We start from the raw sequence: 22,282 nt of genomic DNA, 5'->3' as shown, positions 1-22,282 counted from the left end.
ACCATTTGCTTTTGCTTTTGCTTTACAAGTTAAAAAATCTTATATCTTTAGATCAAAAAGGATAACTTCCTTAATGCTATAAAGGATAATCTTCGCCTAATTATCTTTAGATGATTAAAACTAATAGAAGTACAATAAATGTGTTTACCTTGAACGCTTTTAAGAGCTATTAGTCTGTATGGAGCCAAGCAGATTCGAACCTTTGAACCTCTGCATGCCATGAAGATGGTGTTCATTCTTGTCAATTATTTTATTTAAAGCTTTTACCAAGATCTATAAATAATTCTTCCTATTAGTTCTCTTAAAGCCTTCGAACTCATATTAAGGCTGGAAGAATTAGGTATCCATTGGTAAGGGCTTTGCCATGGTGAGATCTTAGAAGTTTTAAAATCCACGGGGAAAGGATAAACCACAAAGTTCTGACGCTCAAATAATTTTTTGGCTCGTTTCATATGAACTGCACTAGTCACAAGAAGAATTTTTGATGAAGAGTTTATTTGATTAAAGTTTCTTCTTATTTCTATAGCTTCTTGTGCAGTATTAATTACTTTTTTAGTAACAAATATGGCATCTAATGGAATTCCAAAGCTAATTGCATGTTCTTTGTATAAAGTTCCTTCATCTATTACATCATTATTATAGGGAATCGTCCCGCCCGTAAAGAATAATCTTGGCGCTTTTTTCTTTTGATATAGGCTTATTCCTGCAAAATATCTATCAGGGTCTCCCCATTCAAAAACATTAGCTTTTCCAGGGGGCTTAGATATACCTCCACTGCTTAATACAACAATTGCATCGGCCGTTGGCGCATCACTATCGTCTATTCTTTTCCATGGATATTCAACTATTTTCCATAGCAAGTCTGCTACGAAACCAATACTAAATATCCAAAGAAATATAATCACTCTGAAAATATTTTTCTTCGTTGATTTCTTGAGATTTAAAATCAGAAGAAACAAGCTAACTCCCAGCGGAAGTATTAATAACGGCAACAGTTTACTTAGAAAATAAATTATAAAGAATAGTAATCAATGGTTTTAAAATAACAACATCAAAGCAAAATGCACTAATACTTCACAAAATTTATTTGTGACGAAGTTGAAGACCTTTGAGAATTAAGCTGTAAAACAAGTTATGCAAATACCTTTTGAAATGCAGCCAATCGGACTCGAACCGCTGACCCCCTGCATGCCATGTAGGTACTCAATTAAGCTATAACTAGTGTTTGCAACTGTTTTAGCTAAGCTGGTCGCAGGGCTGATCGCAGGGATAACAAAATTAACAATACCTAACAAAACACCTACTTTTTCTTTTGGTTAAGTGATTTTAAATATCTCTTTCTTTGACCACTATGGACATACCAACCTTGGCCCTGACGCTATTTTAGTTAAGAATAAATAACCAGTCATAAACTATAATTATTTCTAGGGGTTTTTATATGGTTAAAAAGATTAAATTTTTGTTCTATGCCTCGAATAGACCAGCTAAAGCCAAGTTTTGATTTGATTGATTTTCTTGTGATATCAACCCAAGTTAAATTTTTCATTTCTGCAACATATAAAAATCTTTCTTAGAAACTTTAATTCCGACAACATGATTTCAAAGGAAGTTTTAGTTTTGATTCCAGCTTACAATGAGGGAGAATCTATAAAAAATACAATTGAAGATTTAAAAGATACTTTTGAAAATATTTTGGTTGTCAATGATGGCAGCGTTGATAATACTTTAAAAATAATATCATCATTAAATATAGATATCATTAATCACTCTATAAATTGCGGGCAAGGTATGGCTTTAGAGACAGGATTTAAATACTTTATAAGAAATTCAAAATTCAAGTATCTAATAACCTTCGATGCCGATGGTCAACATAATAAAAATGATGCCTTAAAAATGATGAATCATATAAAAGAAAATAATTATTCAGCAGTTATTGGAACTCGTTTCATGAAAAAAGAGACGATTAAAATGATTCCAAAAGCAAAAAGAATCATTCTTAGGTTAGCTTCTATATATGAGAGAATTTTTTACTCAATTAAATTTACAGATGCACATAATGGCTTAAGAGTCATCAAGAGAGAAGTTGTTGAAAATTATTTATTGCCTATAAAAAATTATGATATGAATCATGCTACAGAAATCTCAAAAAAGCTTAGTGATAAAAGACTTATGGTCGTAGAATTTCCAGTAAGCATTAATTATTCCAATATAAAATCTCAATCAATATGGAATGCTATTAATATCATAATTAAAGTAATTTTTTTCAATTAAAATGAATTTTTACTCAAAAATTATATTTTTTCTAATAATCTTTTTAATTTTTAGCTTGACTTATGTTTTTGAAAAAACAAATACCACAAGAGCGATTCAAAAAATATTGATTTTAATTATTTCAATAATTATGTTTTTAACAATAATTTCTCCTCAAACATTTGCGATTGGATTAGCAACCTTTCTGGGAGTAGGGAGAGGAGCTGATGCGGTAATTTATCTATATATAATTACATCACTGGCAATTAATTTAATCCTATTCAAAAAATTATCAGAAAGTGAAAATCGAATTTCACATATTATCCAAAGTTTGGCTTTGAACTCATCACCCTTAAAGAATAAAAAATAAAAACAGATTTAATAACTATTTCTATATTTTTATTAAATCAGATATTAAACAAAATTTTCAAATTATTAATTAAAACCATTCGAATTAAGTGCTATAAGATCTATAGCAGGAAAGTTTGTTAAAACACCAGAAATCCATTCCAGAATAAATCAGAATGGGGATAATAGGTATAGAGTATCGAGAACTGGTAATCAAAGTAGAGGATAATAATAGAGTTATTAAAGATAATAAAAAAATCAGTTTAACTGATGACTTCACACTATCTTTGGGTCTAATTAAAGTTGAGAGAATATTGTAGAATCCAGGTAATGTTAATGAACCTAATAAAATTGTCTTCAAAATACGAGCAGGTCCGTAAAAGCCAAAGTCACCTCCCATTGTTAAACCATCATATTGAAAGCCTATTAGAATACTCAATTTGATCATATAGTTTTGAATCAATATGTTTATTCCTTCAAATTTGAAAGCAAAAAGTGAATGGAAAAGATCAAATAAAGGAACCATTTTCTCTTTTTGGTATAAAGAATCTACTCCAAATGATTTAGAAAGAAAGCCTTTAACATATTCCGTCCAATCAGAATAATAGGTTCCCTCTGCGACAAATAACGAACTTGGGAAAGAAATTGGGGAGGTAGAAAAAAAGTATTTATACGAGAGTAAATAAATCACAAATATACCTATTGAAAAAAAGATATTCTTGATAAATTTATCTGGCTTCAATATGATTAGAACCAAAATATAGGGTACTAAAAAACATATTGATGAAATACGAATCACAATTGCTAAGCCAAAGAAAAAATATCTAATTGGTAGAGATTGAAATGTAAGTCCAATTAGAACAAACATTAAAAAAACTGACATTGGTGAAGAACCAATAGTGTTTAAAACTATAGTTGGATTAATTACTAATAAGAAAGACCATATCAACAAACTATATTTATCTTCAGCTGAAAATAAATATTTTTGAGCAAGCTTATTCATAAGGACAAAATTTGTACAGCCTATGAATATTCCCTGCAAACTAAATATAAATTTGCTTCCAAGCAGTGTTATCGGAAGAAAAAAAAGAGTTGAGTAAATAGGCGAGGGAATCCGTTTCCACTCCTCCAAGGGTAGCTCACACCATTCTCTACATATATTTAAAGATAACTCTGAAGGTTCTATTCCTATTTTTTGAAAGAGCAAAAATGCGTATGAATGGTAAAAATCTAAATCCGAAGTCAAATTAAATATTTGGTAATCGTATTGATTTGATATAAATATTGCTAAAAAAACATAAGGTATTAAATAAGAATATTTTAAAAAACTATAAAATTTATTTAAAAGGAACAACTTCCTACCTCTTTAAAAATAATAAACTGATGGAGCCAAGCGGACTCGAACCGCTGACCCCCTGCATGCCATGCAAGCCAGGGAATGTTTCAAAACCCTTACAATTAATTGAAAAACTGTAGTGATACTGGGCTTTCAAGAAATTCATGCTTAACTTGCTATTGCAAATTAGTGCAATTTAGTGTAGTTGTGCACTATATTCTGCATAACTTAATTCTAGCACTATTGGATTAAAGACGTTCGTAGCATGGTAAAACGTGATTATGGATCAGGTTGGATAATTGAGGAACAGTCTGGAAAGATAAAAATATTAAGACGCATGGCTGATGGAAGAAGGCCTGCTTTTATAACTAACCTTAGCTTTGCTCCTTCTAACTCATCTGCATTAAAAGAAGAGAAAAAGATTTAGTAAAAAAAAGTAATACCTATCAGAAGAATGACATATTAGAGGTTTCATTCCCCACTCAGGATGATGATTCAATTCCAATAATTATGTTGCATAATAGTGTAAACTAACAAATTAATTAATTATTTGAGGTTTAATTTGAAAATTTCATTTAGTAAGTCATTGCTGGATATCTTATCTTTAAAGAAGGGATTTCTGGAAAAAAATGATGAACATTTAAAAGATGCTCTCTTAATTAATCAAAAATATAATCTTCAGGACTTAAGAAAACAATGTAAAAACTGCCAATTGACATTGAAGCAGAATTATTTTGATTTTACTAATCATGGTGTTAACTATAAAATATGTGAAGAATGTGGACATTTGAATGGTGAGAGAGATGATTCAATTGAATTTACTCAATGGTTATATAAGGATGATGGAGGTTCACATTACTCTGAAAATTATTTAGAAGATTACGAAAGTAGAGTATCTAATATTTATTTACCTAAAGCGAAGTATCTCAAAGATTCACTTATGGATTGTTGCGGAGTAAAAACTTTTTCACTAAGTGACTTCGGATGTGGTGGAGGTCATTTTGTTCATTCTCTTAGTTCTTTGGGTGTTAAGGCAAATGGTTTTGATATTTCTGATCAATTAATTAACCTGGCAAGTAAAGTATGGGAAGATTCTAATAAGTTTTCTGTCAAACCTCCCTTTCTTTGTTTGTCTTCTGAGGATGAATTAATCAGAGAAATTATCAGGTCCGAATCTGATGTGATTAGTTTTACTGGTGCACTTGAGCATCTTATGAACCCTAATAATGCATTGCAAGCATTTGTTGATTCAAGTTCTAAATATTTTTACTTTAGTGTCCCTTTATTTTCATTAAGTACTTTTATTGAAAATGTCAGCAGCAATACCTTCCCAAGACATTTAAGTGGAGGACATACTCATTTATATACCCATGAATCAATAGATTATTTCTGTAATAAATATTCTTTTGAGAAAGTTTCAGAATGGCATTTTGGCACTGATGCAATGGATTTGAGACGCTCACTAATTGTAGAAACCGCTAAAAATGGCATGTCTGAATCTGCAAAAGAACTATTAGAAAAGAAATTTCTTAGTCCTTCAATTACGAACGAAATTCAACAGGTCTTAGATAAACATTTTGGAGGAAGTGAGACTCATATGCTTATAAAAAAGAGATAATTTAATTTCCTCTTTTTTACTGGCAAAAACCAACATAGAATTTAGCAAAAGTATCTAACCAAAACCAACGAAGAAGATACATTTTGTATCAAATAAAAAAATAAAAAACAAAAATTTTAAAAAATGCTATTATATCAAAAAAACATGTCTAAGAACAATACCTTAGTTTCGGGTGGAAAAAGTTTAAATATAAATACAAAAACAAGTTCAGAGAAATGTCCTTATAAATTCAAATATAGCATTAATAATATTTCAATTAAGGCTAGAGATTTTTGTGATAATGCTGAATGGTTTTACTTTTTAAAAGCCAAAAAAAAATTTATGGATTCTGAAGAATTATGGTGGCAAGCTTTAACTTTGCAAGAAAAAAAAGTTATAAATGGTCTTGAAGATTTTAAAATCCCAGCTTATCTAGGTTATAGAAATTCGTTTAAAGAGGGTATTAATAGAAAAGATTATAAAAAAAAACCTATATTTACCCTACTAGAGGTAGCTAGTGCATGTAATATTAAATGTCCTTTTTGTTTTCAAAGTGATCCATCTTTTACAACTAAAGAATATATGGGGATTATCGATACGAAACTAGCTTTAAGAGCAGTTGATGAAATTGATGATATGAAGATCAGAGGAATTACTATTGCCAGTAGGGGTGAGCCTCTTTTATATAACGATTTAGAATTATTACTAAACTACATAAAAACAAAGGATAATATTTTAGAAATAAAAGTAAATACTAATGCTACACGTTTAACAGAAAAAAGATTAATAAAATTAATCAATACCCCTATAAATATTTTAGTAATATCAACAGATCATTACGAAAAAGATAAATATGAAAAATTTAGACATGGAGCGAATTATGAAACTTTTATAAAAAATATTACAAAAATTAATGAAGTAAGATCATCTCTTAATAGAGAATTTAATTTATACACAAGGGCTAGCGGCGTTATGGTTGATCCTAATATGAATGTAGAAAAATTTGACGATTTCTACAAACAATATTTTGACGAAAGTGGATCAGTTAATACGATAGAAAGGTGGAATACCTACACTAATGAAAAAGAACGAGGGGAACTAAACCCCTGTGGCTTTCCTTTTGAAAAGATGTATATTTGGCATGATGGAGTAACAAATCCCTGTGATAATGACTATAAATCTCAGCTTTCTCCTGGTAAATTTGGAGAATTAACATTAAAAGAATGTTGGGATAATATGCAAATATTAAGAGAGGAAATGTTAAATAAGAGAAGGCATCTTCATGAACCTTGTGACAGATGTTATGTAAATTAAAGATGAACATCCTTTTTTACGGTTATGGTAATCATGCAAAAAGAATAAAAAAATATTTGGATGAATATCTTACAATTCCTAAAAGCTATTGCTTTATTAAAAAGAGTATTGAAAATATAAATAAAGTTGATTCATTTAATGATATTAGTGAAGCAATTAAGAAATTTAAAGAATTTTCTTGTGTATTTATTGCATCTCCAAATGAATATCACCTGGAACACTTCAAAGATTGCATCAACTTTAAGATTCCCTATATTTATGTTGAGAAACCAGCAATAGGTATAGAAGAATTTTTACAAAAAAACTCTTTAAACAAATCTATTAAATTTTTACAAATTGGATATCACTATAACTACTCCCCAGCAATTAAAAAATTAAAAAATATTATTGAGGCTAACTCTTTTGGATCTTTAATCAGATTAGATATTTTTTTTGGCAAAGGTATTGCCTTTAAAGATAATTTTTTAGAAGGCTGGCGAGCACAAAAACATTCTCAAATATCAGAGACCTTAGGCTCTCATTTATTAAACATTGCCATTTATCTTTTAGGCAGAGAAAATATCACATACAATCAAAGTATAATTAAAAAAAGTGTTGAAAATAGTTTTCATGATACCTATCATTTTTCTGGTTTTACAAAAGATTCTATTATGTTTTCTTTAACTGCAAGCTGGGGCAGTCCATTAAATCAATCGATAAAAGCATACTTTTCAAATTTAATTTGGTCATATGATATGAAAAATATTTCCAAAAAATACCCAAGAGATTGTTTTGACGAATATGGGTTGTTTAAAGTACCACCAGAAACCTTTGAAAATTGCGAAGACCCTGGAATTAATACAAGTATTTCTAGCTTTATTGATAAGGTTTTAAGTGGAAAAGATTATATTTTTGAATTAAACAACTCTGGTTTTACTTATGAACTTTTAAGTAGAAATTAAGTTTTTGTCTTAACTTTAATTTTGGTGTTGTGCATTTTTGAGTAAATTCTATAATTATGGTTAAATCTACACTTTATAAATAATAAACTATCTGAATCAACAATGAAGCAAAATTTATAATTTTTTATATTTTATTTGATCTTGAGCTAAAGAGATCACCCTATTTTTATTATAAGCTCCTCTATTTTCTAAACTCTTTTCACTTAATTCAAGTTGGAATAAATTACAGTTTTTAAAGAAAAGAGAAAAGGGACTTAATTTACCATAAAGCTTATTTCTCTCAATTAGTAAAACATTTTCATTTTTATTTAGATCTGCACCTATCTGAGTAAACTTCTCTATTAGCAAGTTGAATTGGGGACATTTATTTTTAGTCTCAAAGACTTCATTGTGAAGTACTTCTAATTCCTTCTTACTAATACTCATATTTAAAAAAATAATTCATACCATTTTGAAAGACATAACAATTGCCAAATCAAAACGGAATTATTAGGAGTACTTTCTTGATTATAAAAATCATTAATTAATAATTTAATTTGTTTTTTTTCTAATCCTAAGTTTTCAGATAATTTATTTTCATCAATAGTACTTAAGACGAATTCTTTTAAATCTTTAAAAAGCCATTCTCTCTGAGGATCGACTACATGTTTTTTTACTAGTGATGAAGAATGGATTTTTGGGTTCTCTACCATTTTTAAAGCATTCATGAAAAAACCCCTAGGTAAACCATTATGAACTTTATGTTTTGGAATAATACTTCTTGCAAACTTTACTAGAGAAGGAGCAAGAATTGGGACTCTAAGTTCTTTTGAGAATGACATCGAGCAAATATCACATGACCTTAGAACTCTTTGTAATTTATTCATAAATAAATCATCATCTAAAACCTTTTGAAACTCATTAGTTGATTTAGCATTAAAAAAATAATCACTTTCAAAACTATCTTTTTTTTGAATATTTTCCATACTCATTCTGAATTTCTCATTTATGATGCTAGTACCATCTGCAGATGAATTTAAGCCAAATAACTTGCTCTGTGAATTAATAATTAATTTATAAATTTGATTCTTATTTAAATTATTAATTAAAGAGTATTGTTCTACAAATTGATTAAAATCAAAATCAATGTCTTCATTAAGACTATATTTAACAAAAGCTCCTAAAGTATATCTATAACCTCCACCTATTTCATCACCACCTTGGCCCTCTAAAAAGATCCTATTAGATTTAATTGAAGCTTTTTTATACATATTATATTTTGCAATAGTTGGTAAACCAGGGAAAGGTTGCTCTAAAGCAAGTAATATCTCATCAAAATCATTAATAAAATCATTTTTTTGAAGAGTAACTATGTTGTGTTTTAAATTATAAAAACTAGTTATATTATTTATATTTGACAAATCATTATCTAAATGATCTTGATATGAATAACTCCAAGAATTTTCAACATTACTAATTGTTCCACATTTTGCCAAAGTAGAAAGCATAATTCTAGAATCATTTCCACCACTAATTGCAACATTAATAGGTAAATCTGTTTGAGTCTGAATTTTCATTGACTCGGTTAATTTAAATAAAAATTCTCTACTAACTTCTTCAAAAGTATCTTTATTTTCTTCATAACTATAATCGTAATATATAGATTTAAAGGTTGAATTACCCAACTGCGAGATAATCATACCTGGTTGAACTTTATAAATCCCCTCAAAAAACGTTAATTCTGAATGATCATATTTTGATAAACTAATATATTCTATTGATGCTCTATAACTTGGAACAATACTTATTCCAAGTTTTTTACATGTAAATAAGATAGGTTTTATTTCTGAAGAGAATATTAAAAAATCTTTATTTTGGAAATAATAAATAGGTTTTACACCTATAGGATCTCTTATAAGAGATAATTTTTTTTCATTTTTGTTATAGTTGGCAATGGCAAATATGCCTTCAAATTGATTACATACATTATGTCCAAATTTTTCTATTAACTCAGTTACTACCTCAGTATCACAATCAGTTTTAATTTCATATGAAAATTTATTAGCAAGTTTTCTAAAATTATAAATTTCTCCATTAAAACCGATAATATTTTGTTCACTATTTGAATGATATGGCATGTCAGAATCATTTCTCCTGCCCGTGATTTTTAATCTGACAGAAGCTAATTTTATATTGTTATCCTCATACCAGTGACAACCATCTGGACCTCTATGAATTAATAGTTGACTAATTTCTGATTTAAAAAACTTATCCAAAAAAGAAGAATCAGAATCATTTGATTTATTATAAATTCCAAAAAAACCGCACATTTTAAATTAAATAATCTATTTCATAGAAGTGAGTTTTCAATGCCTCCAATCACTTGGTTATATGTCGGTTTTTTTTAAATTGGATTGGCCCTAGAGGTCTTCTAGGTAAGCCCTTGCATCTGTCCTGAAGCTAACTGATACCACTTGATCTGTCTACCTAATCACTAATAATAAGTTGGAGGTTTATCAAGACGAATAACTTTAGTTCCAGCTTTTTCCATATCCGCTAAAACTTCCTTATCTGTTCGAGTGTCGCTTGGATCAACTTCATATCCAACATTTACATCTGTGAAACGGCCATTTTCAACTTCAAACTTTTCCATAACTTCTTCCATATCTTCAAAAGGTTCTGCTGTTCCTTCTAAAAAACAATCAACTACAGATTCTTTTTCTTTAAAAAATGCAGCATCGCAACTGACGCAACCCCAATCTCTAGGTCTTGGAAAATCTGGCATGCAGCCTTGTAGATGATATTTTTTGCTGTAAAAAAGTTCTGGACTTGGATAACCAAAAATAGATTTTCTTACAGATTTCTCACCGCAGTTAGGGCAGATAATTGGCTTTCTTGTGGTCACATACCAATGCTCTTGTGACCCAGTGCATTTAGCGATTTTCATACCAGCACCTTCTTTTCTTTGATGAAGTGCAACCGCTTCTTCTAAGCCAGCCTCATCAGTCCACTTCCCATAGTGAGATGTGTGGACATTTGGGTTATGTCCCATCAATGTAGCGCAAGCTCTAATCGACATTGCCCTATCACCTTCTTGGTGCGCTCTCCATGCGTACCCATGCCGCATGCTGTAAGGACTTAGATCAGGTTCTTTTATCTTTAGTTGTTTCCATGCCCAATACCTATCAAGTAGTTGTCTAAAGGCATCACCAACGTCTTTATAGTCTGGTCTTTCTTTTGCCTTAGATCGTTTTATAGCGTTCTGAATAGCTATTGGAAAACTTACTAATCCTGACTCCAGTTGCTTCACCAGACGCGCTCCTTCATTGGGTAGGGAAGGTACATCTAGGGGTATAACTCTGCGCTGTTCTTTCTTCTTCATTTTCCGATTTCTTTTGACGTTTCCAACAAATAATTTTCCATCCTCAACGCTTAGCACCGCTAGTTCTGCGGGTCTTAAACCAAACAATCCAACAAGACCAACTGCAAGTCTTAATTGAGGTTTGTTGTTCGACTCCAGAGCAGCCATAAGCATCTCAAAGTCATGCGTTTTGATTGGTGGAGTTGGTTTATCTTCAGTACTTTCAAAAGCGTCTCCAACAACCTTCTGAAGCTTCTTTCCAGTAAGAGGTCGCCAATGTTCTTTGGCTCCACATTCTTCAACAGCGAAGTTTAAAAAAGCAGCTACATCATTCAAATTTCTTTTACGTCCAGAGCCACCAATAGGAAGTGATTCATCAAAGTAAATCTCTGCATATCTCTTCATTAGTGATGCGCCGTTTCTTGGTCTAGGAGTCTTATTAAGTACCTGCAAAACTCTATTCATTCTTAATTTGGTATCTCTTAGCGTTGTCTCTCTTAGTCCAGCCTTTTCTTCAGTAAGAAATCTATTAAAAGCTTCTACCCAATTAACCTGAACATTTTGTTGCTGGTCATCGGCTAATGGTTCAGAAGTTAATTTTGCAGCTTCTTTAAGAGAAAGATTATTTGCTTCCATCCTCTCGCGGATGTCATTAACAAAATTCAGAATTTTAGTTTGATTATCTGCGCTCCAATCAAGGGGTAAAGAAACCGAATTTCTAGGGTTATTCATCCCAGCATTTTCATCCACGCGAAGGGTTAGTTGAACCTTTCCGCGCATTGCGCGCACACCCCAACCTTTTCCATGTTCAGATTTAAGTTGCTTCCTTAATAGTTGAAACCACTATTCCCGCATTGGATTACAGAGCTGAAAATGAGCGCATAACTGCGCGCATAATAGCTATATCTTGCTATATCGTATTATTCACGCTTTACCGCAAATTCTCTGAAATCTATTGCTGTGACTGAGAAAACCTAATGGAGCCAAGCGGACTCGAACCGCTGACCCCCTGCATGCCATGCAGGTGCTCTACCAGCTGAGCTATGGCCCCAAATGTGTGAACCGGCAGTAATATCAAGCAGTTTGGAAGATTTATAAAAATCCGCTGGTTTGCTTGATAGCACTTGATAGTGGTTAAATAAGCACTTATGCGCCAAACCATCAAACTCGAAAATGGAGATGGATGGTCAGTTCTTGGCAGAGAAATAAAAGGGATACATAAAACCCAAGCGACTTATCGCTTCCAAGATGGTCTTGGAATGAAAAATCCTAGGTCCGCTGTCTTTAGCCCTTATGACTGGAGCAGCCAAAACCAAAGCAAGATTATCACCGCTGTGGCGGATCTAGAAAGACTTGTTGATGAAAGAAACCTATCTCTAAAAAAGCTGCAAAGTTCATGCTTGAACCTGTGACAAGAGATCAAGCTACAAGCGTTACTATTTGGGAGAACATTACAGAAGCATTTTTTGAAGCGAGAAGAGCTAGAAGAGGGACAACTAAAAAAGTTAATTCAACCTCTACAAAAACTTATAAATGGTGCAAGTAGAGAGTTAAGTATAAAAACACAAATTACTTGAATAATCTTTAAAAAAAATTGTGTTCTATTTATCGCCTAATTTTAAGAAATTGCAATAAAAGTAAAATATAAGACTAGAGATTTACTTGTTTCTTCGATTTATCCAGGAATTATTCAAAAAGTTCATAGTGAAAACATTTTCAATCAAAATTCCTCCTAGGTCTTGAGTTGTATTGAGAATCAAAAGCAAATAATCCAGCTTCTGAATTATTTGCTTTGAATAGACAGCAACCCAGTTGATCGGATATTGCTAAATTTAGTTGTATGATTAAACTTCAATAATAATTTTTCGTGCAAAAGAAAAATTTTAGCTATTTTTGTTTTGATTCCAGTATATAACTATATCTAACTGAATTTATAAAAATACATTTAAACGAGTAAGTGAGACTTTTGCAAATATTTTGGCTATCAAAAATGTGAGTATATATAATTTTTCTAAAACATTAAACTTGACATGCATTGTTGCTTTAGTGTTTTAATTATTTTGCAAATTATCGCCTCTGCTTAAAAAGACTTGGAGATCTAGTTAATTATTGTAAATATTGGATAGTTGTAATACCTATTACATTAATTATGTCTAAAAAGAGTCAATCAAAATAAAAAGAATGATAACATTTTTATTACAATATTTAAACAACTGCTTAAACCTATCAGAATTAAAAATGCGTTTAATATTAAGAGAAAAAATACCCAAGTTAAATCAAAAATTTTCGAGATAAAGCTTAAAGAAATTTTGATTAATATTAAACTTTAAAGTAAACTTATACATAGAATAAGGGAAAGCGATTAATGCTCGACTCAAGAAGAAAAAATATTATTGGTATATCAGCTTACTATCATGACAGTGCGGCTTGTTTAATCGTTAATGGTGAAATAATTTCAGCTGTCCAAGAGGAGAGATTTACACGTAAGAAACATGACTCTGGTTTTCCAAAAAATGCTATTAAGTATTGCCTTGAAAATAGTAATTTAACTCTTAATGATATTGATAATGTAATTTATTATGAGAAACCACTTTTAACATTCGAGAGACTGCTAGAGACATACTTAGGAACAGCACCAAGAGGTTGCAGGTCATTCATAGCTGCGATGCAGGTTTGGCTAAAAGAAAAATTATTTCTAAAGACTGAGATCAAGAATCAACTAAAAAAAATTCAAATAGAACTCACTAACACTAATGAGAAATCATTTGAACTGCCGCCACTTCTTTTCTCAGAGCATCACTTATCGCATGCAGCTTCTGCCTTTTATCCAAGCCCCTTCGAAGAATCTGCAATCTTGTGTATGGATGGAGTAGGGGAATGGGCTACTACTTCAGCGTGGCTGGGGCAAGGCAATAAAATCAAACCTATTTGGGAAATAAGTTTCCCTCATTCTTTAGGTCTTCTTTATTCGGCATTTACATATTATTGCGGATTCAAAGTTAATTCAGGTGAATACAAATTAATGGGATTAGCTCCTTATGGAGAGCCTAAGTATGTAGATCTGATAAAAAATAATCTCATTGACATAAAAGAAGATGGAAGTTTCAGATTAGACATAAGTTTTTTTAAATATCATCGTGGCTTTCGAATGACATCAAGAAAATTTCATAAATTATTTGATCACCCTCCCAGAAAAAGCGAAACAGAGTTAACTCAATTTCATATGGATATAGCGGCATCTATCCAATGCGTAACAGAGGAAGTTACAACTGCCTTAGCCAAATCAATCAGAAAGGAAACTGGTGCTAAAAATCTTTGTTTAGCAGGAGGAGTAGCATTAAACTGTGTATCAAATGGAAAGTTAGTTAAAGAATCTATATTTGATAATATTTGGATTCAGCCTGCTGCTGGAGATGCTGGTACAGCTCTAGGTGCAGGCCTTCTTGCTTTTTATCAATATTATGGAAATGAACGATTCCCAAATCCAACTGATTCAATGAAAGGCTCCTATTTAGGGCCAAGTTTTTCTAATAAATCTATTAGAGACTACTTAGAATTAATAAATGCACCATACGTACACAAAGAAGATAAAGATTTATTCATACAAATAGCGCAATTATTAAAAGAAGGAAATGTAGTTGGATGGTTCAATGGGCCTATGGAATTTGGGCCTAGAGCTCTTGGAGCAAGGTCAATTATTGGTGATCCACGTAATAAGGAGATGCAAAGTGTAATGAATTTAAAGATTAAATATCGCGAGAGTTTTAGACCATTTGCTCCTTCAGTATTAGAGGAAGATATTGCTAAACAATTTGAAATTGATATTAAAAGTCCATATATGCTTTTAGTAGCCAAAGTTAAAAGAGAGCTTTGCAATGAAATGAATGATGAAGAAATGAATCTTTTTGGGATAGAGAAACTAAATATCCCCAAATCTACAATTCCTGCAATTACACATGTTGATTATTCGTCAAGAATTCAAACAGTAAATTCCAAAACTAATTCACGTTATTACAACCTTATTCAAGAATTCAAGAAGGAAACAGGATGCCCAACCCTAATAAATACATCATTTAATGTAAGAGGCGAGCCAATTGTCTGTACTCCTCAAGATGCTTATAGATGTTTCATGAGAACGGAAATGGAAGTTCTTGTGCTGGAAAATCAAATTCTTTATAAAAAAGAGCAGCCCAAAGTAGAGAGAGATGAGACTTGGATGCAATATTTTGAATTGGATTAAAATGAATAACCATATATCCAAGAAAAAACTTAAAGAATTTAGTTATCTAATTGGAATAGGTCTTCCAGTGATCGTGGGTTGGATTTTACCTCTCATGACTGGACATCTATTTAGAAGTTGGACTTTATGGATAAGTATTCCTATATTATTAACTGGAGTATTTTGCCCTTATAAACTTTCAAGAGTTTATGCATGGTGGATGAAACTAGGTCATATACTAGGATGGATCAACAGTAGAATTATTCTAGGCCTAGTTTTTCTATTGGTTTTACAACCAATTGCATTCTTTATGAGATTATTTCAATATGATCCTCTAAGGAAAGGCAAAACAAACCTTTCTTCTTACAAAGAAGATAAGAAAAATTCCAAAGTTGATTTAACAAGGATTTTTTAGTTTATGGAAGCATTTTTAGACCTAGCCAAAGATATATTTGATTTCCTAAAGTTTAGAAAAAAATATTGGCTTGCCCCATTAATAATTACAATCGTTTTAATGGGGGCATTAATTATATTTACACAAGGATCTGCCATAGCACCATTTATTTATACAATTTTTTAATTAATAGAAGCTTTCTTTTACATATCCAAATATCTACATGACTTCCTAAGAGTTAGAGAAAATATTTGCTTTCCCCATTAATAATTAAAATCGTTATAATGGAAATATTAATTAAATTTACACAAGCATCTGTAATAGCAAAATTATTAAGAAAGATTTACACAACTAATTTCATCATATATACTAAAATAGATTTTATAGATTGTATAGATGCATAGCATGTATGAAACTTTATAAAATTATTCTTATTAATTCTTTAGTACTTGGTGTTTTTGTATTAGCTATAGAGATAAGCCTTGGAATAGTTATCGGAATAAGAAGGCTTGCAGGGATTGGTGGAGAAAATCCATATAAATTACAGTTCCAAATTTCTGGAACAACAGGACATAAACATTATTTAATCAATAAAGAATGGGAAACAGGTTATGACCGACAAGAAGAAGATTATGCAATAAAAAATTTTAAAAATAATAGCAATAACAAATCAATCAAGATTATAACTCTAGGAGGTTCTAGTACTGATCCCTATGGCCTTAAATATGCTGCAAAAGGGGGCACGTGGCCTGAATTACTTGGAGAAAGTCTCAAAGCAAAAAATCAAGAATCAAACATTGACATAATTAATTATGGTCAAGGTGGATTTACTTCTTCTCAAGAGTTTTTATCTTTACTAAAGGCTAGTAGTACCTTTCCTGCAAATTACGCGGTAAGTTTAACAGGTATCAACGAAGTATATTTTGTCAGGAATCTAACTAATGGTTATATAAGTGATACTGGCTCTATTTACAAATCAGAATTAACATTAAAAGCAATCAAAAAGAAACAACCTATAATTATTTTCAATAACCAAAGATTTAGAAAATGCGAATGGTTTTGTATAGATTTATTACCGAAGTACAATTCAAACATTAAAAGATTTTTAGATTTTATTAATACAAAAAAACTATCTAAGCAAAAATACACCATTGGGAATGAGAATCTAAAAAAAGATAATATTAAGAACTGGGAAAACGAAAAATTATTTAAATCTGTAGGAGATATATTTAAAAGAAATTTAATTAATTCTTATTTAATAGCAAAAGAAAATGGAATAGAATATATAGCTTTCTTACAACCTACAATGAGAATCAATGACATAAATGAAGTTTATAATAGCGATGCAAAGATAATAGATTATTTGAATGAAAAATATCCGAATGAAGCTACAAACACAAAAAGGAGGTTATCTCATGAAGTGAGTTACTTATATGATATTTCTAAACTTTATTTTGAATTAAAGAAAAGATGTGAAAAACTTGACTTCTGTTATGATATTTCAGAAATTCTTGATAATAACGAAAATCAACTTTATTCAGATCGAAGACACAATAATGAAAAAGGTAATAAAATAATAGCTCAAAAAATTAGTACTATTATTCAATCAAAAATAAAAAAATAATTTTGAATCCATCATCTGAAAAATTTTCAAATATTGAAGAACCTCCGGAAATAATATCTTAAAATATTTATTGTCATTTACTTCCTGAAACAGAAAATCCTTTTTAAGATTGCTTAAAACAAATAATAAAATTTTCCTACTATATATATTTTAGGTGATAGTCATGCCACCAATCATTTACAGAGCATTAGAGAAGCAATTAAGGAAAATAGACTCCCAATCGAAGTCAAAATTTTGATTAACTGGGATTTCATATATTGGTTTCAGAAGAAATAGGTTGATCTAGTAATGATCATTGTTTAGATGAAACTTTAATAAGATATAAATCATTTTTTTTTAAATAATCTAAAAATTAATGATATAAGATTATTCTCCTGGGAAAGTAGTAGAGTCGTTAATAAAAGAAAATTAAATTATCCAATAAATCCCTCAAAATTAAAAACTTCTATTCTAAATGATAGGTTAAATGTTTTGTCTAAAATAGCTAGTAAGAAACAAGAATATATTCTTAGTAGATGACTTGCCATTATATTGTGATCCTGGAGTTGGTTTTGAACATTTTATTAATCGTATGGGGAAGTATGAAATTTTCAAAGTCCCAGAACAAATTTCTTTAAAAGATAGAGAGCCATTGTCAAATATATTTAAATCAATTGCTAGAAAGAAAGGTATTCATTAACTCGATTTTAACTAGTCTCTCTGCAATGATGGATTTTGTACAGTTTTTAACCTGATGCAAATGAAATTTTATATACCGGTAGGAGAGGTCATTTTATTGTGAACAACCCTGCGCCACTTGACTGGTTATTGAGCAATCCTTTTTGCATCCCCTGTTCTGAATCTACGAGTAGTTTTGCTACCATTTGCGGCCGCTCAATATTGATCTCTTCAAAGTCTTGAACAATCAAGTCCATTGCCTTCGCTGTAATTCTTCGTGCTTGTCTTCTGCTTAATTCATATTCTTCGGACACTCGGGTCGTTACTACGGTGCAACTATGACCTTGAGCAAGTAAGTCAGCAGCAAAACCTGCCCTTAATTCCATCTCTTGTTTATTGGCTTTTTTCATATTCCAGCTCGATGCAATGTAGGTTGAGTTCCTTCTGAAGCATGTGAAAACACAATGCCAACTCAGGAACCAAAGAAGGCATTAGATCCCAGGCTTGATTATTTTCTATTGTTGAAAAGGCGGAAGTCATTGCTTCTGCGACAGTTAAAAAATCAGCGTGAATGACTTTAGTCATTTGAGATTTTCTAGGCGTTGCTATTTGGCGTGAGTTTATAAACATGAATAATCATATAAGCAACCAAAGTAATAACAAAAGTAGCTTAAAATATATTAATTTCAATTAAAGTTCACCTCTTAATTTGATTAGTATTTATGATTCAGGCTCCCTTTGGTAGCCCTTTTCTATATTATTTAGTGGTTATTTATTAAAGCCAAAAACTGCTATAATCAAAGGCATAGACTGAACAAACTTAAATAACAAGTTTTTTAGAGTTATGCGGTAAATTGTGCGGTAATTATCTATTACTTAAAGAGAGAACTTAGTGATTGCAATGATTTTTAAGGGTTTGACGCTCTGCAAGCCATGCAGGTGCTCTACCAGCTGAGCTATGGCCCCAAATCGTTAACATGACAGTGATTGCAATCAATCTCAAGCAACGTAACCATTATACTTTACCACTCAAATATACCCAAATATACCCAATGTAAGGTAGATTGTGCGGTAAAACTATGGAAATAGCAACTAGCTATGCCTTAGCGAATCTTGCTGTTCTTGTATTGTTCTTTTATGTCACTTATCGAATGAATAGAAAATCAAAATGCAAGATTTATTTTTGAATAAACTGCTGTTTTATAAGCCAATAGAAATTCAACATTAAAAGCGGGATTATAGATTTATGACTGATCTAAAAAAGAGAATAGAATATTTTAAAAGCCTCTCAAGTGATAAGAGAAAAAATCTTTTTATAGAAAAAGCTAAGAAATGTCATAAGATCACTTTGTATAGAAAGCTTTATAACCAAGTCCATGATAAATTATCTCCCGAATTAACTATTCATTAATAATTATAGACAATTGATGTTAGAGAAACTAAAGTAAAAATGCTAATATTTTATATTATTTATAAAATCTTCATATACTATTAATTTAATATGCGATCTGTTAATAATCTAAGTCAAGTAATTATTAGGGAAGATTTTACGGTTAGAGATATATTAGTGACTCTAAATAACTCTTTAACCGGCATCGTTTTGATCGTCGATCAAAACGAAGTGCTTATCGGAACCCTGACTGATGGAGATATAAGAAGAGGTCTTTTGAAGGGTTTTACATTAGATAGCTTGGCCTCAAGTATTATGAATAAGAATTTTGTTTCAATCACCTCAGAAGAAAATATTTTTAAAGGAATTGAAAAAATTCAAAGATCAGGAGGTAGACAACTACCAATAGTTGATAAACAGGGAAAAATATTAGAGCTTAAGATTATAGATAGTGAATATATCCGCCAATCCCTGCCAAATCCACTTGTTATTATGGCCGGAGGCAAAGGTAAACGGCTTAGACCTTTTACAGAGACATGCCCTAAGCCAATGCTAAGGGTTGGTGACAAATATATGTTGGAAATCATACTTGAACAATGTATTAAGAATGGATTTCGTGAGTTTTTCTTTTCTGTAAACTATTTAAAGGAAAAAATAATAGATTATTTTCAAGATGGTTCAAAGTGGAATATAAGTATTAAATATCTTATAGAAAATAATCCTCTTGGTACAGCAGGATCTTTAACTCTTTTACCGAATACTATTAATGAAACATTTGTAGTTTTAAATTGTGATGTTTTGACTAGATTTAATCCTAGTAAATTATTAAATTTTCATAGAATAAATGAAGGAATGGCTACTATTTGTGTACGTAAACATGATTTCTCTGTACCTTTTGGTGTTGTAGAAAATGATGGTGTAAAATTAAAGTCATTTCTTGAAAAACCTACCTATACAAAATTAGTTAATGCAGGAATTTATGCACTTAATCCAAGCATACTCAGTTATCTAGAAAAAAATACAAAAATTGATATGCCTGATCTATTGATGCTTGCACTTAATCATAATCAAAAAATTATTACATGTCCAATACATGAATACTGGATAGATGTTGGTCGTCCTGAGTCTTTGCAGGAAGCTATTAATTCTTGGTCTAAATCTTCTAATGATTAATTTGAAAAATAGTATTTCAACTAATAGAATATTGATATGCGGTTTAGGTAGTATTGGTTCAAGACATTTGCGTTTGATTAAGGAATTTTATCCGTCTATAAAAATTGGATTATTAAGGTCTGGCAAAGGAAATTATAGACCTGAAAGTTTATTAGCAGATTTTGAATTTAAGGAAATTAACGATTCAATTAAATGGAGACCAAATGGAGTAATTATTTCATCTCCAGCAATTATTCATTTAAAACAGGCATTGTTATTTCTTAAGAATAAAATACCAGTCTTTATTGAGAAACCATTAGGAATTGGTTTAGGAGAAGATAAATTAATAGAGGAAATCAAATCTCTTAGAGAAGAAATACCTGTATTAGTTGGTTATGTTTTTAGGTTTGAAAAGTGTTTGCAAGTTTTAAGGAAATATATTCAAAATAAATCTCTTGGAGTATTAGTTGATGCTGATTTTTATTGCGGATCTTGGCTTCCTTCATGGAGGCAAGATTTTAATTATGAGGGTACTGTTTCTGCTAGAAAAAATCTGGGAGGAGGGGCATTACTAGAATTAAGTCATGAATTAGACATTGCTAATTGGATTTTTGGTAAGTTGAAAATAAGGTCAGCTTATTTGAGTGATTCTAAATTATTAAATATTGATGTTGAGGATAAGGTCTATATAGTAGCTGAGAATGACGAAGGTCTTGTAATCACTATTAGGCTAAATTTTTGTACACAACCTTCTAGAAGAATAATTATTGTTCGCGGGGCTAAAGGAGAAATTATTACTAATTTACTAAAGGGTGAAATCATTTTGAATAGTATTGATAAAACTGAAAGCCTTATCCAAAATAATTATAATTATAATTATAATTATAAATTACAAATAGATAATTTTATTGAATGTATAGAAGGTTTAGCAGAACCTATATGCTCATTTCAGGATGGTGTAAATGTGTTGGAACTAATTGCTAAAGTTAGAGAAAAATCCAATTTAAATTGTTAATCTAAGATGAAGAAAATATATGCTTTTATTTTTGCAAGAGGTGGCTCTAAAGGTGTCATAGGTAAAAATAAAAAGATCTTTGCTGGTATTCCATTGATAGGACATAGCTTAGAATTAGCAAATAATTTAGATGAAGTAGTAAGAGTATTTGTTTCTACCGATTGTGATGAAATAGCTGCTATATCGCGAGAATATGGAGCTGAGATAATTAAAAGGCCTAATTATCTTGCTATGGATAATTCCTCCGAATGGGATGCATGGCAACATGCAATAAATCATGTTAATAATAACTATGAATCTTTTGACCATTTTTTAAGCTTGCCATGTACAGCGCCGCTAAGAATAGATAAAGATGTTTTGAAATGTTTTAAAGCCTTAAAATCAAATGTTGATATTGTTTTAACTATGACTAAAGCTAAGCGAAGTCCTTGGTTTAATATGGTACAAAAAAAAATAAATGGACAATTAAAATTAGTTAATAGTGGTATTCAACTTAACAGAAGGCAGGATGCACCTTATTGCTATGATTTAACAACAGTTGCTTATTTTGCAAAAACTGAATTTATTCTAAAAGCTAGTTCTCTCTGGGACGGCAATGTGTTTGGAGTAGAAATACCAGAGGAAAGAGCAATTGACATTGATACTTTACTTGATTTTGAAATTGCTAGTTTTTTATTGGAACGTAATAAGTTAGATTGATAAAAA

The 22,282-nt window shown here is 30.7% G+C and carries 22 protein-coding genes and 1 tRNA gene; 15 read left to right on the top strand and 8 right to left on the bottom strand.

Annotated features, from left to right (window positions below):
- Positions 1 to 263 precede the first annotated feature (263 nt).
- Positions 264 to 905 (bottom strand): YdcF family protein, encoded by a 642-nt coding sequence (locus SIB75_RS02615; protein ID WP_413683868.1) that lies wholly within the window; start codon positions 903 to 905, stop codon positions 264 to 266.
- 688 nt (positions 906 to 1,593) lie between these two features.
- On the opposite strand from SIB75_RS02615, the gene SIB75_RS02610 reads away from it, so the two are divergent.
- Together SIB75_RS02610 and SIB75_RS02605 are read left to right on the top strand one after the other, a co-directional pair.
- The gene (locus tag SIB75_RS02610) at positions 1,594 to 2,271 is read left to right on the top strand and encodes a glycosyltransferase family 2 protein (RefSeq protein WP_413683867.1); all 678 of its coding nucleotides are present in this window, start codon (positions 1,594 to 1,596) and stop codon (positions 2,269 to 2,271) included.
- 1 nt (position 2,272) lies between these two features.
- Positions 2,273 to 2,620, top strand: coding sequence for a DUF2304 family protein (locus tag SIB75_RS02605; protein WP_413683866.1), 348 nt, complete (start codon positions 2,273 to 2,275; stop codon positions 2,618 to 2,620).
- 84 nt (positions 2,621 to 2,704) lie between these two features.
- Here SIB75_RS02605 and SIB75_RS02600 read toward each other — a convergent pair whose 3' ends face one another.
- Entirely contained in the window at positions 2,705 to 3,805 is a 1,101-nt protein-coding gene (locus tag SIB75_RS02600; protein WP_413683865.1) for a hypothetical protein, read from the bottom strand.
- A gap of 394 nt (positions 3,806 to 4,199) precedes the next feature.
- Between SIB75_RS02600 and SIB75_RS02595 the strand changes: the two genes are divergently transcribed.
- The 4 genes from SIB75_RS02595 to SIB75_RS02580 all read left to right on the top strand — a co-directional run bounded on the left by SIB75_RS02595 (position 4,200) and on the right by SIB75_RS02580 (position 7,786).
- Positions 4,200 to 4,361, top strand: coding sequence for a hypothetical protein (locus SIB75_RS02595; protein ID WP_413683864.1), 162 nt, complete (start codon positions 4,200 to 4,202; stop codon positions 4,359 to 4,361).
- A gap of 135 nt (positions 4,362 to 4,496) precedes the next feature.
- Entirely contained in the window at positions 4,497 to 5,552 is a 1,056-nt protein-coding gene (locus tag SIB75_RS02590; RefSeq protein WP_413683863.1) for a class I SAM-dependent methyltransferase, read from the top strand.
- Positions 5,553 to 5,696: 144 nt separating this feature from the next.
- A complete protein-coding gene (locus SIB75_RS02585) occupies positions 5,697 to 6,845 on the top strand; it encodes a radical SAM/SPASM domain-containing protein (RefSeq protein ID WP_413683862.1) in 1,149 nt (382 codons plus the stop codon).
- Positions 6,846 to 6,847: 2 nt separating this feature from the next.
- Complete coding sequence (locus tag SIB75_RS02580) at positions 6,848 to 7,786, top strand: Gfo/Idh/MocA family protein (protein WP_413683861.1); 939 nt, start codon at positions 6,848 to 6,850, stop codon at positions 7,784 to 7,786.
- Between the two features lie 114 nt (positions 7,787 to 7,900).
- Here the strand turns inward: SIB75_RS02580 and SIB75_RS02575 are convergent, their stop codons facing one another.
- The 4 genes from SIB75_RS02575 to SIB75_RS02560 all read right to left on the bottom strand — a co-directional run bounded on the left by SIB75_RS02575 (position 7,901) and on the right by SIB75_RS02560 (position 12,177).
- The gene (locus tag SIB75_RS02575; RefSeq protein WP_413683860.1) at positions 7,901 to 8,212 is read right to left on the bottom strand and encodes a hypothetical protein; all 312 of its coding nucleotides are present in this window, start codon (positions 8,210 to 8,212) and stop codon (positions 7,901 to 7,903) included.
- 2 nt (positions 8,213 to 8,214) lie between these two features.
- Complete coding sequence (gene asnB, locus SIB75_RS02570) at positions 8,215 to 10,095, bottom strand: asparagine synthase (glutamine-hydrolyzing) (RefSeq protein ID WP_413683859.1); 1,881 nt, start codon at positions 10,093 to 10,095, stop codon at positions 8,215 to 8,217.
- Between the two features lie 164 nt (positions 10,096 to 10,259).
- Positions 10,260 to 11,906 carry a tyrosine-type recombinase/integrase gene (locus SIB75_RS02565; protein WP_413684772.1) on the bottom strand — a complete coding sequence of 549 codons (1,647 nt, stop codon included), beginning with the start codon at positions 11,904 to 11,906 and terminating at the stop codon, positions 10,260 to 10,262.
- A 198-nt stretch (positions 11,907 to 12,104) separates the two neighbouring features.
- Positions 12,105 to 12,177, bottom strand: a tRNA-Ala gene (locus tag SIB75_RS02560).
- A gap of 97 nt (positions 12,178 to 12,274) precedes the next feature.
- Between SIB75_RS02560 and SIB75_RS02555 the strand changes: the two genes are divergently transcribed.
- The 6 genes from SIB75_RS02555 (at position 12,275) to SIB75_RS02530 (ending at position 17,363) form a co-directional block, all read left to right on the top strand.
- Positions 12,275 to 12,538, top strand: coding sequence for a hypothetical protein (locus tag SIB75_RS02555; protein WP_413683858.1), 264 nt, complete (start codon positions 12,275 to 12,277; stop codon positions 12,536 to 12,538).
- On the top strand, positions 12,523 to 12,672 hold the full coding sequence (locus SIB75_RS02550; RefSeq protein ID WP_413683857.1) for a hypothetical protein: 150 nt from the start codon (positions 12,523 to 12,525) through the stop codon (positions 12,670 to 12,672). Before SIB75_RS02555 ends, SIB75_RS02550 begins: the two co-directional genes overlap by 16 nt.
- Before the next feature lie 819 nt (positions 12,673 to 13,491).
- Positions 13,492 to 15,366: a carbamoyltransferase gene (locus SIB75_RS02545; RefSeq protein ID WP_413683856.1), complete on the top strand. Its 1,875-nt coding sequence runs from the start codon at positions 13,492 to 13,494 to the stop codon at positions 15,364 to 15,366.
- A 1-nt stretch (position 15,367) separates the two neighbouring features.
- Entirely contained in the window at positions 15,368 to 15,760 is a 393-nt protein-coding gene (locus tag SIB75_RS02540) for an SxtJ family membrane protein (protein WP_413683855.1), read from the top strand.
- Positions 15,761 to 15,763: 3 nt separating this feature from the next.
- Positions 15,764 to 15,925, top strand: coding sequence for a DUF5989 family protein (locus SIB75_RS02535; RefSeq protein ID WP_413683854.1), 162 nt, complete (start codon positions 15,764 to 15,766; stop codon positions 15,923 to 15,925).
- A 223-nt stretch (positions 15,926 to 16,148) separates the two neighbouring features.
- On the top strand, positions 16,149 to 17,363 hold the full coding sequence (locus SIB75_RS02530; RefSeq protein ID WP_413683853.1) for an SGNH/GDSL hydrolase family protein: 1,215 nt from the start codon (positions 16,149 to 16,151) through the stop codon (positions 17,361 to 17,363).
- 767 nt (positions 17,364 to 18,130) lie between these two features.
- Here SIB75_RS02530 and SIB75_RS02525 read toward each other — a convergent pair.
- Positions 18,131 to 18,430, bottom strand: coding sequence for a hypothetical protein (locus SIB75_RS02525; RefSeq protein WP_413683852.1), 300 nt, complete (start codon positions 18,428 to 18,430; stop codon positions 18,131 to 18,133).
- Positions 18,414 to 18,605, bottom strand: coding sequence for a hypothetical protein (locus SIB75_RS02520; RefSeq protein ID WP_413683851.1), 192 nt, complete (start codon positions 18,603 to 18,605; stop codon positions 18,414 to 18,416). The genes SIB75_RS02525 and SIB75_RS02520 overlap by 17 nt, the downstream gene beginning before the upstream one ends.
- A 916-nt stretch (positions 18,606 to 19,521) precedes the next feature.
- On the opposite strand from SIB75_RS02520, the gene SIB75_RS02515 reads away from it, so the two are divergent.
- Genes SIB75_RS02515 through SIB75_RS02505 form a run of 3 tightly spaced genes read left to right on the top strand, consistent with a single transcriptional unit; the run spans position 19,522 to position 22,276 of the window.
- Positions 19,522 to 20,583: a nucleotidyltransferase family protein gene (locus SIB75_RS02515; protein WP_413683850.1), complete on the top strand. Its 1,062-nt coding sequence runs from the start codon at positions 19,522 to 19,524 to the stop codon at positions 20,581 to 20,583.
- Positions 20,576 to 21,577, top strand: a complete 1,002-nt coding sequence (locus tag SIB75_RS02510) for a Gfo/Idh/MocA family protein (RefSeq protein WP_413683849.1) — start codon at positions 20,576 to 20,578, stop codon at positions 21,575 to 21,577. Before SIB75_RS02515 ends, SIB75_RS02510 begins: the two co-directional genes overlap by 8 nt.
- 6 nt (positions 21,578 to 21,583) lie before the next feature.
- A complete protein-coding gene (locus SIB75_RS02505) occupies positions 21,584 to 22,276 on the top strand; it encodes a cytidylyltransferase domain-containing protein (RefSeq protein ID WP_413683848.1) in 693 nt (230 codons plus the stop codon).
- The last annotated feature ends 6 nt before the right edge of the window (positions 22,277 to 22,282 follow it).

The sequence above is a fragment of the Prochlorococcus sp. MIT 1011 genome, from assembly GCF_047305235.1.
Lineage (GTDB): Bacteria > Cyanobacteriota > Cyanobacteriia > PCC-6307 > Cyanobiaceae > Prochlorococcus_B.
This window is presented reverse-complemented; position numbering and strand designations above follow the sequence as displayed.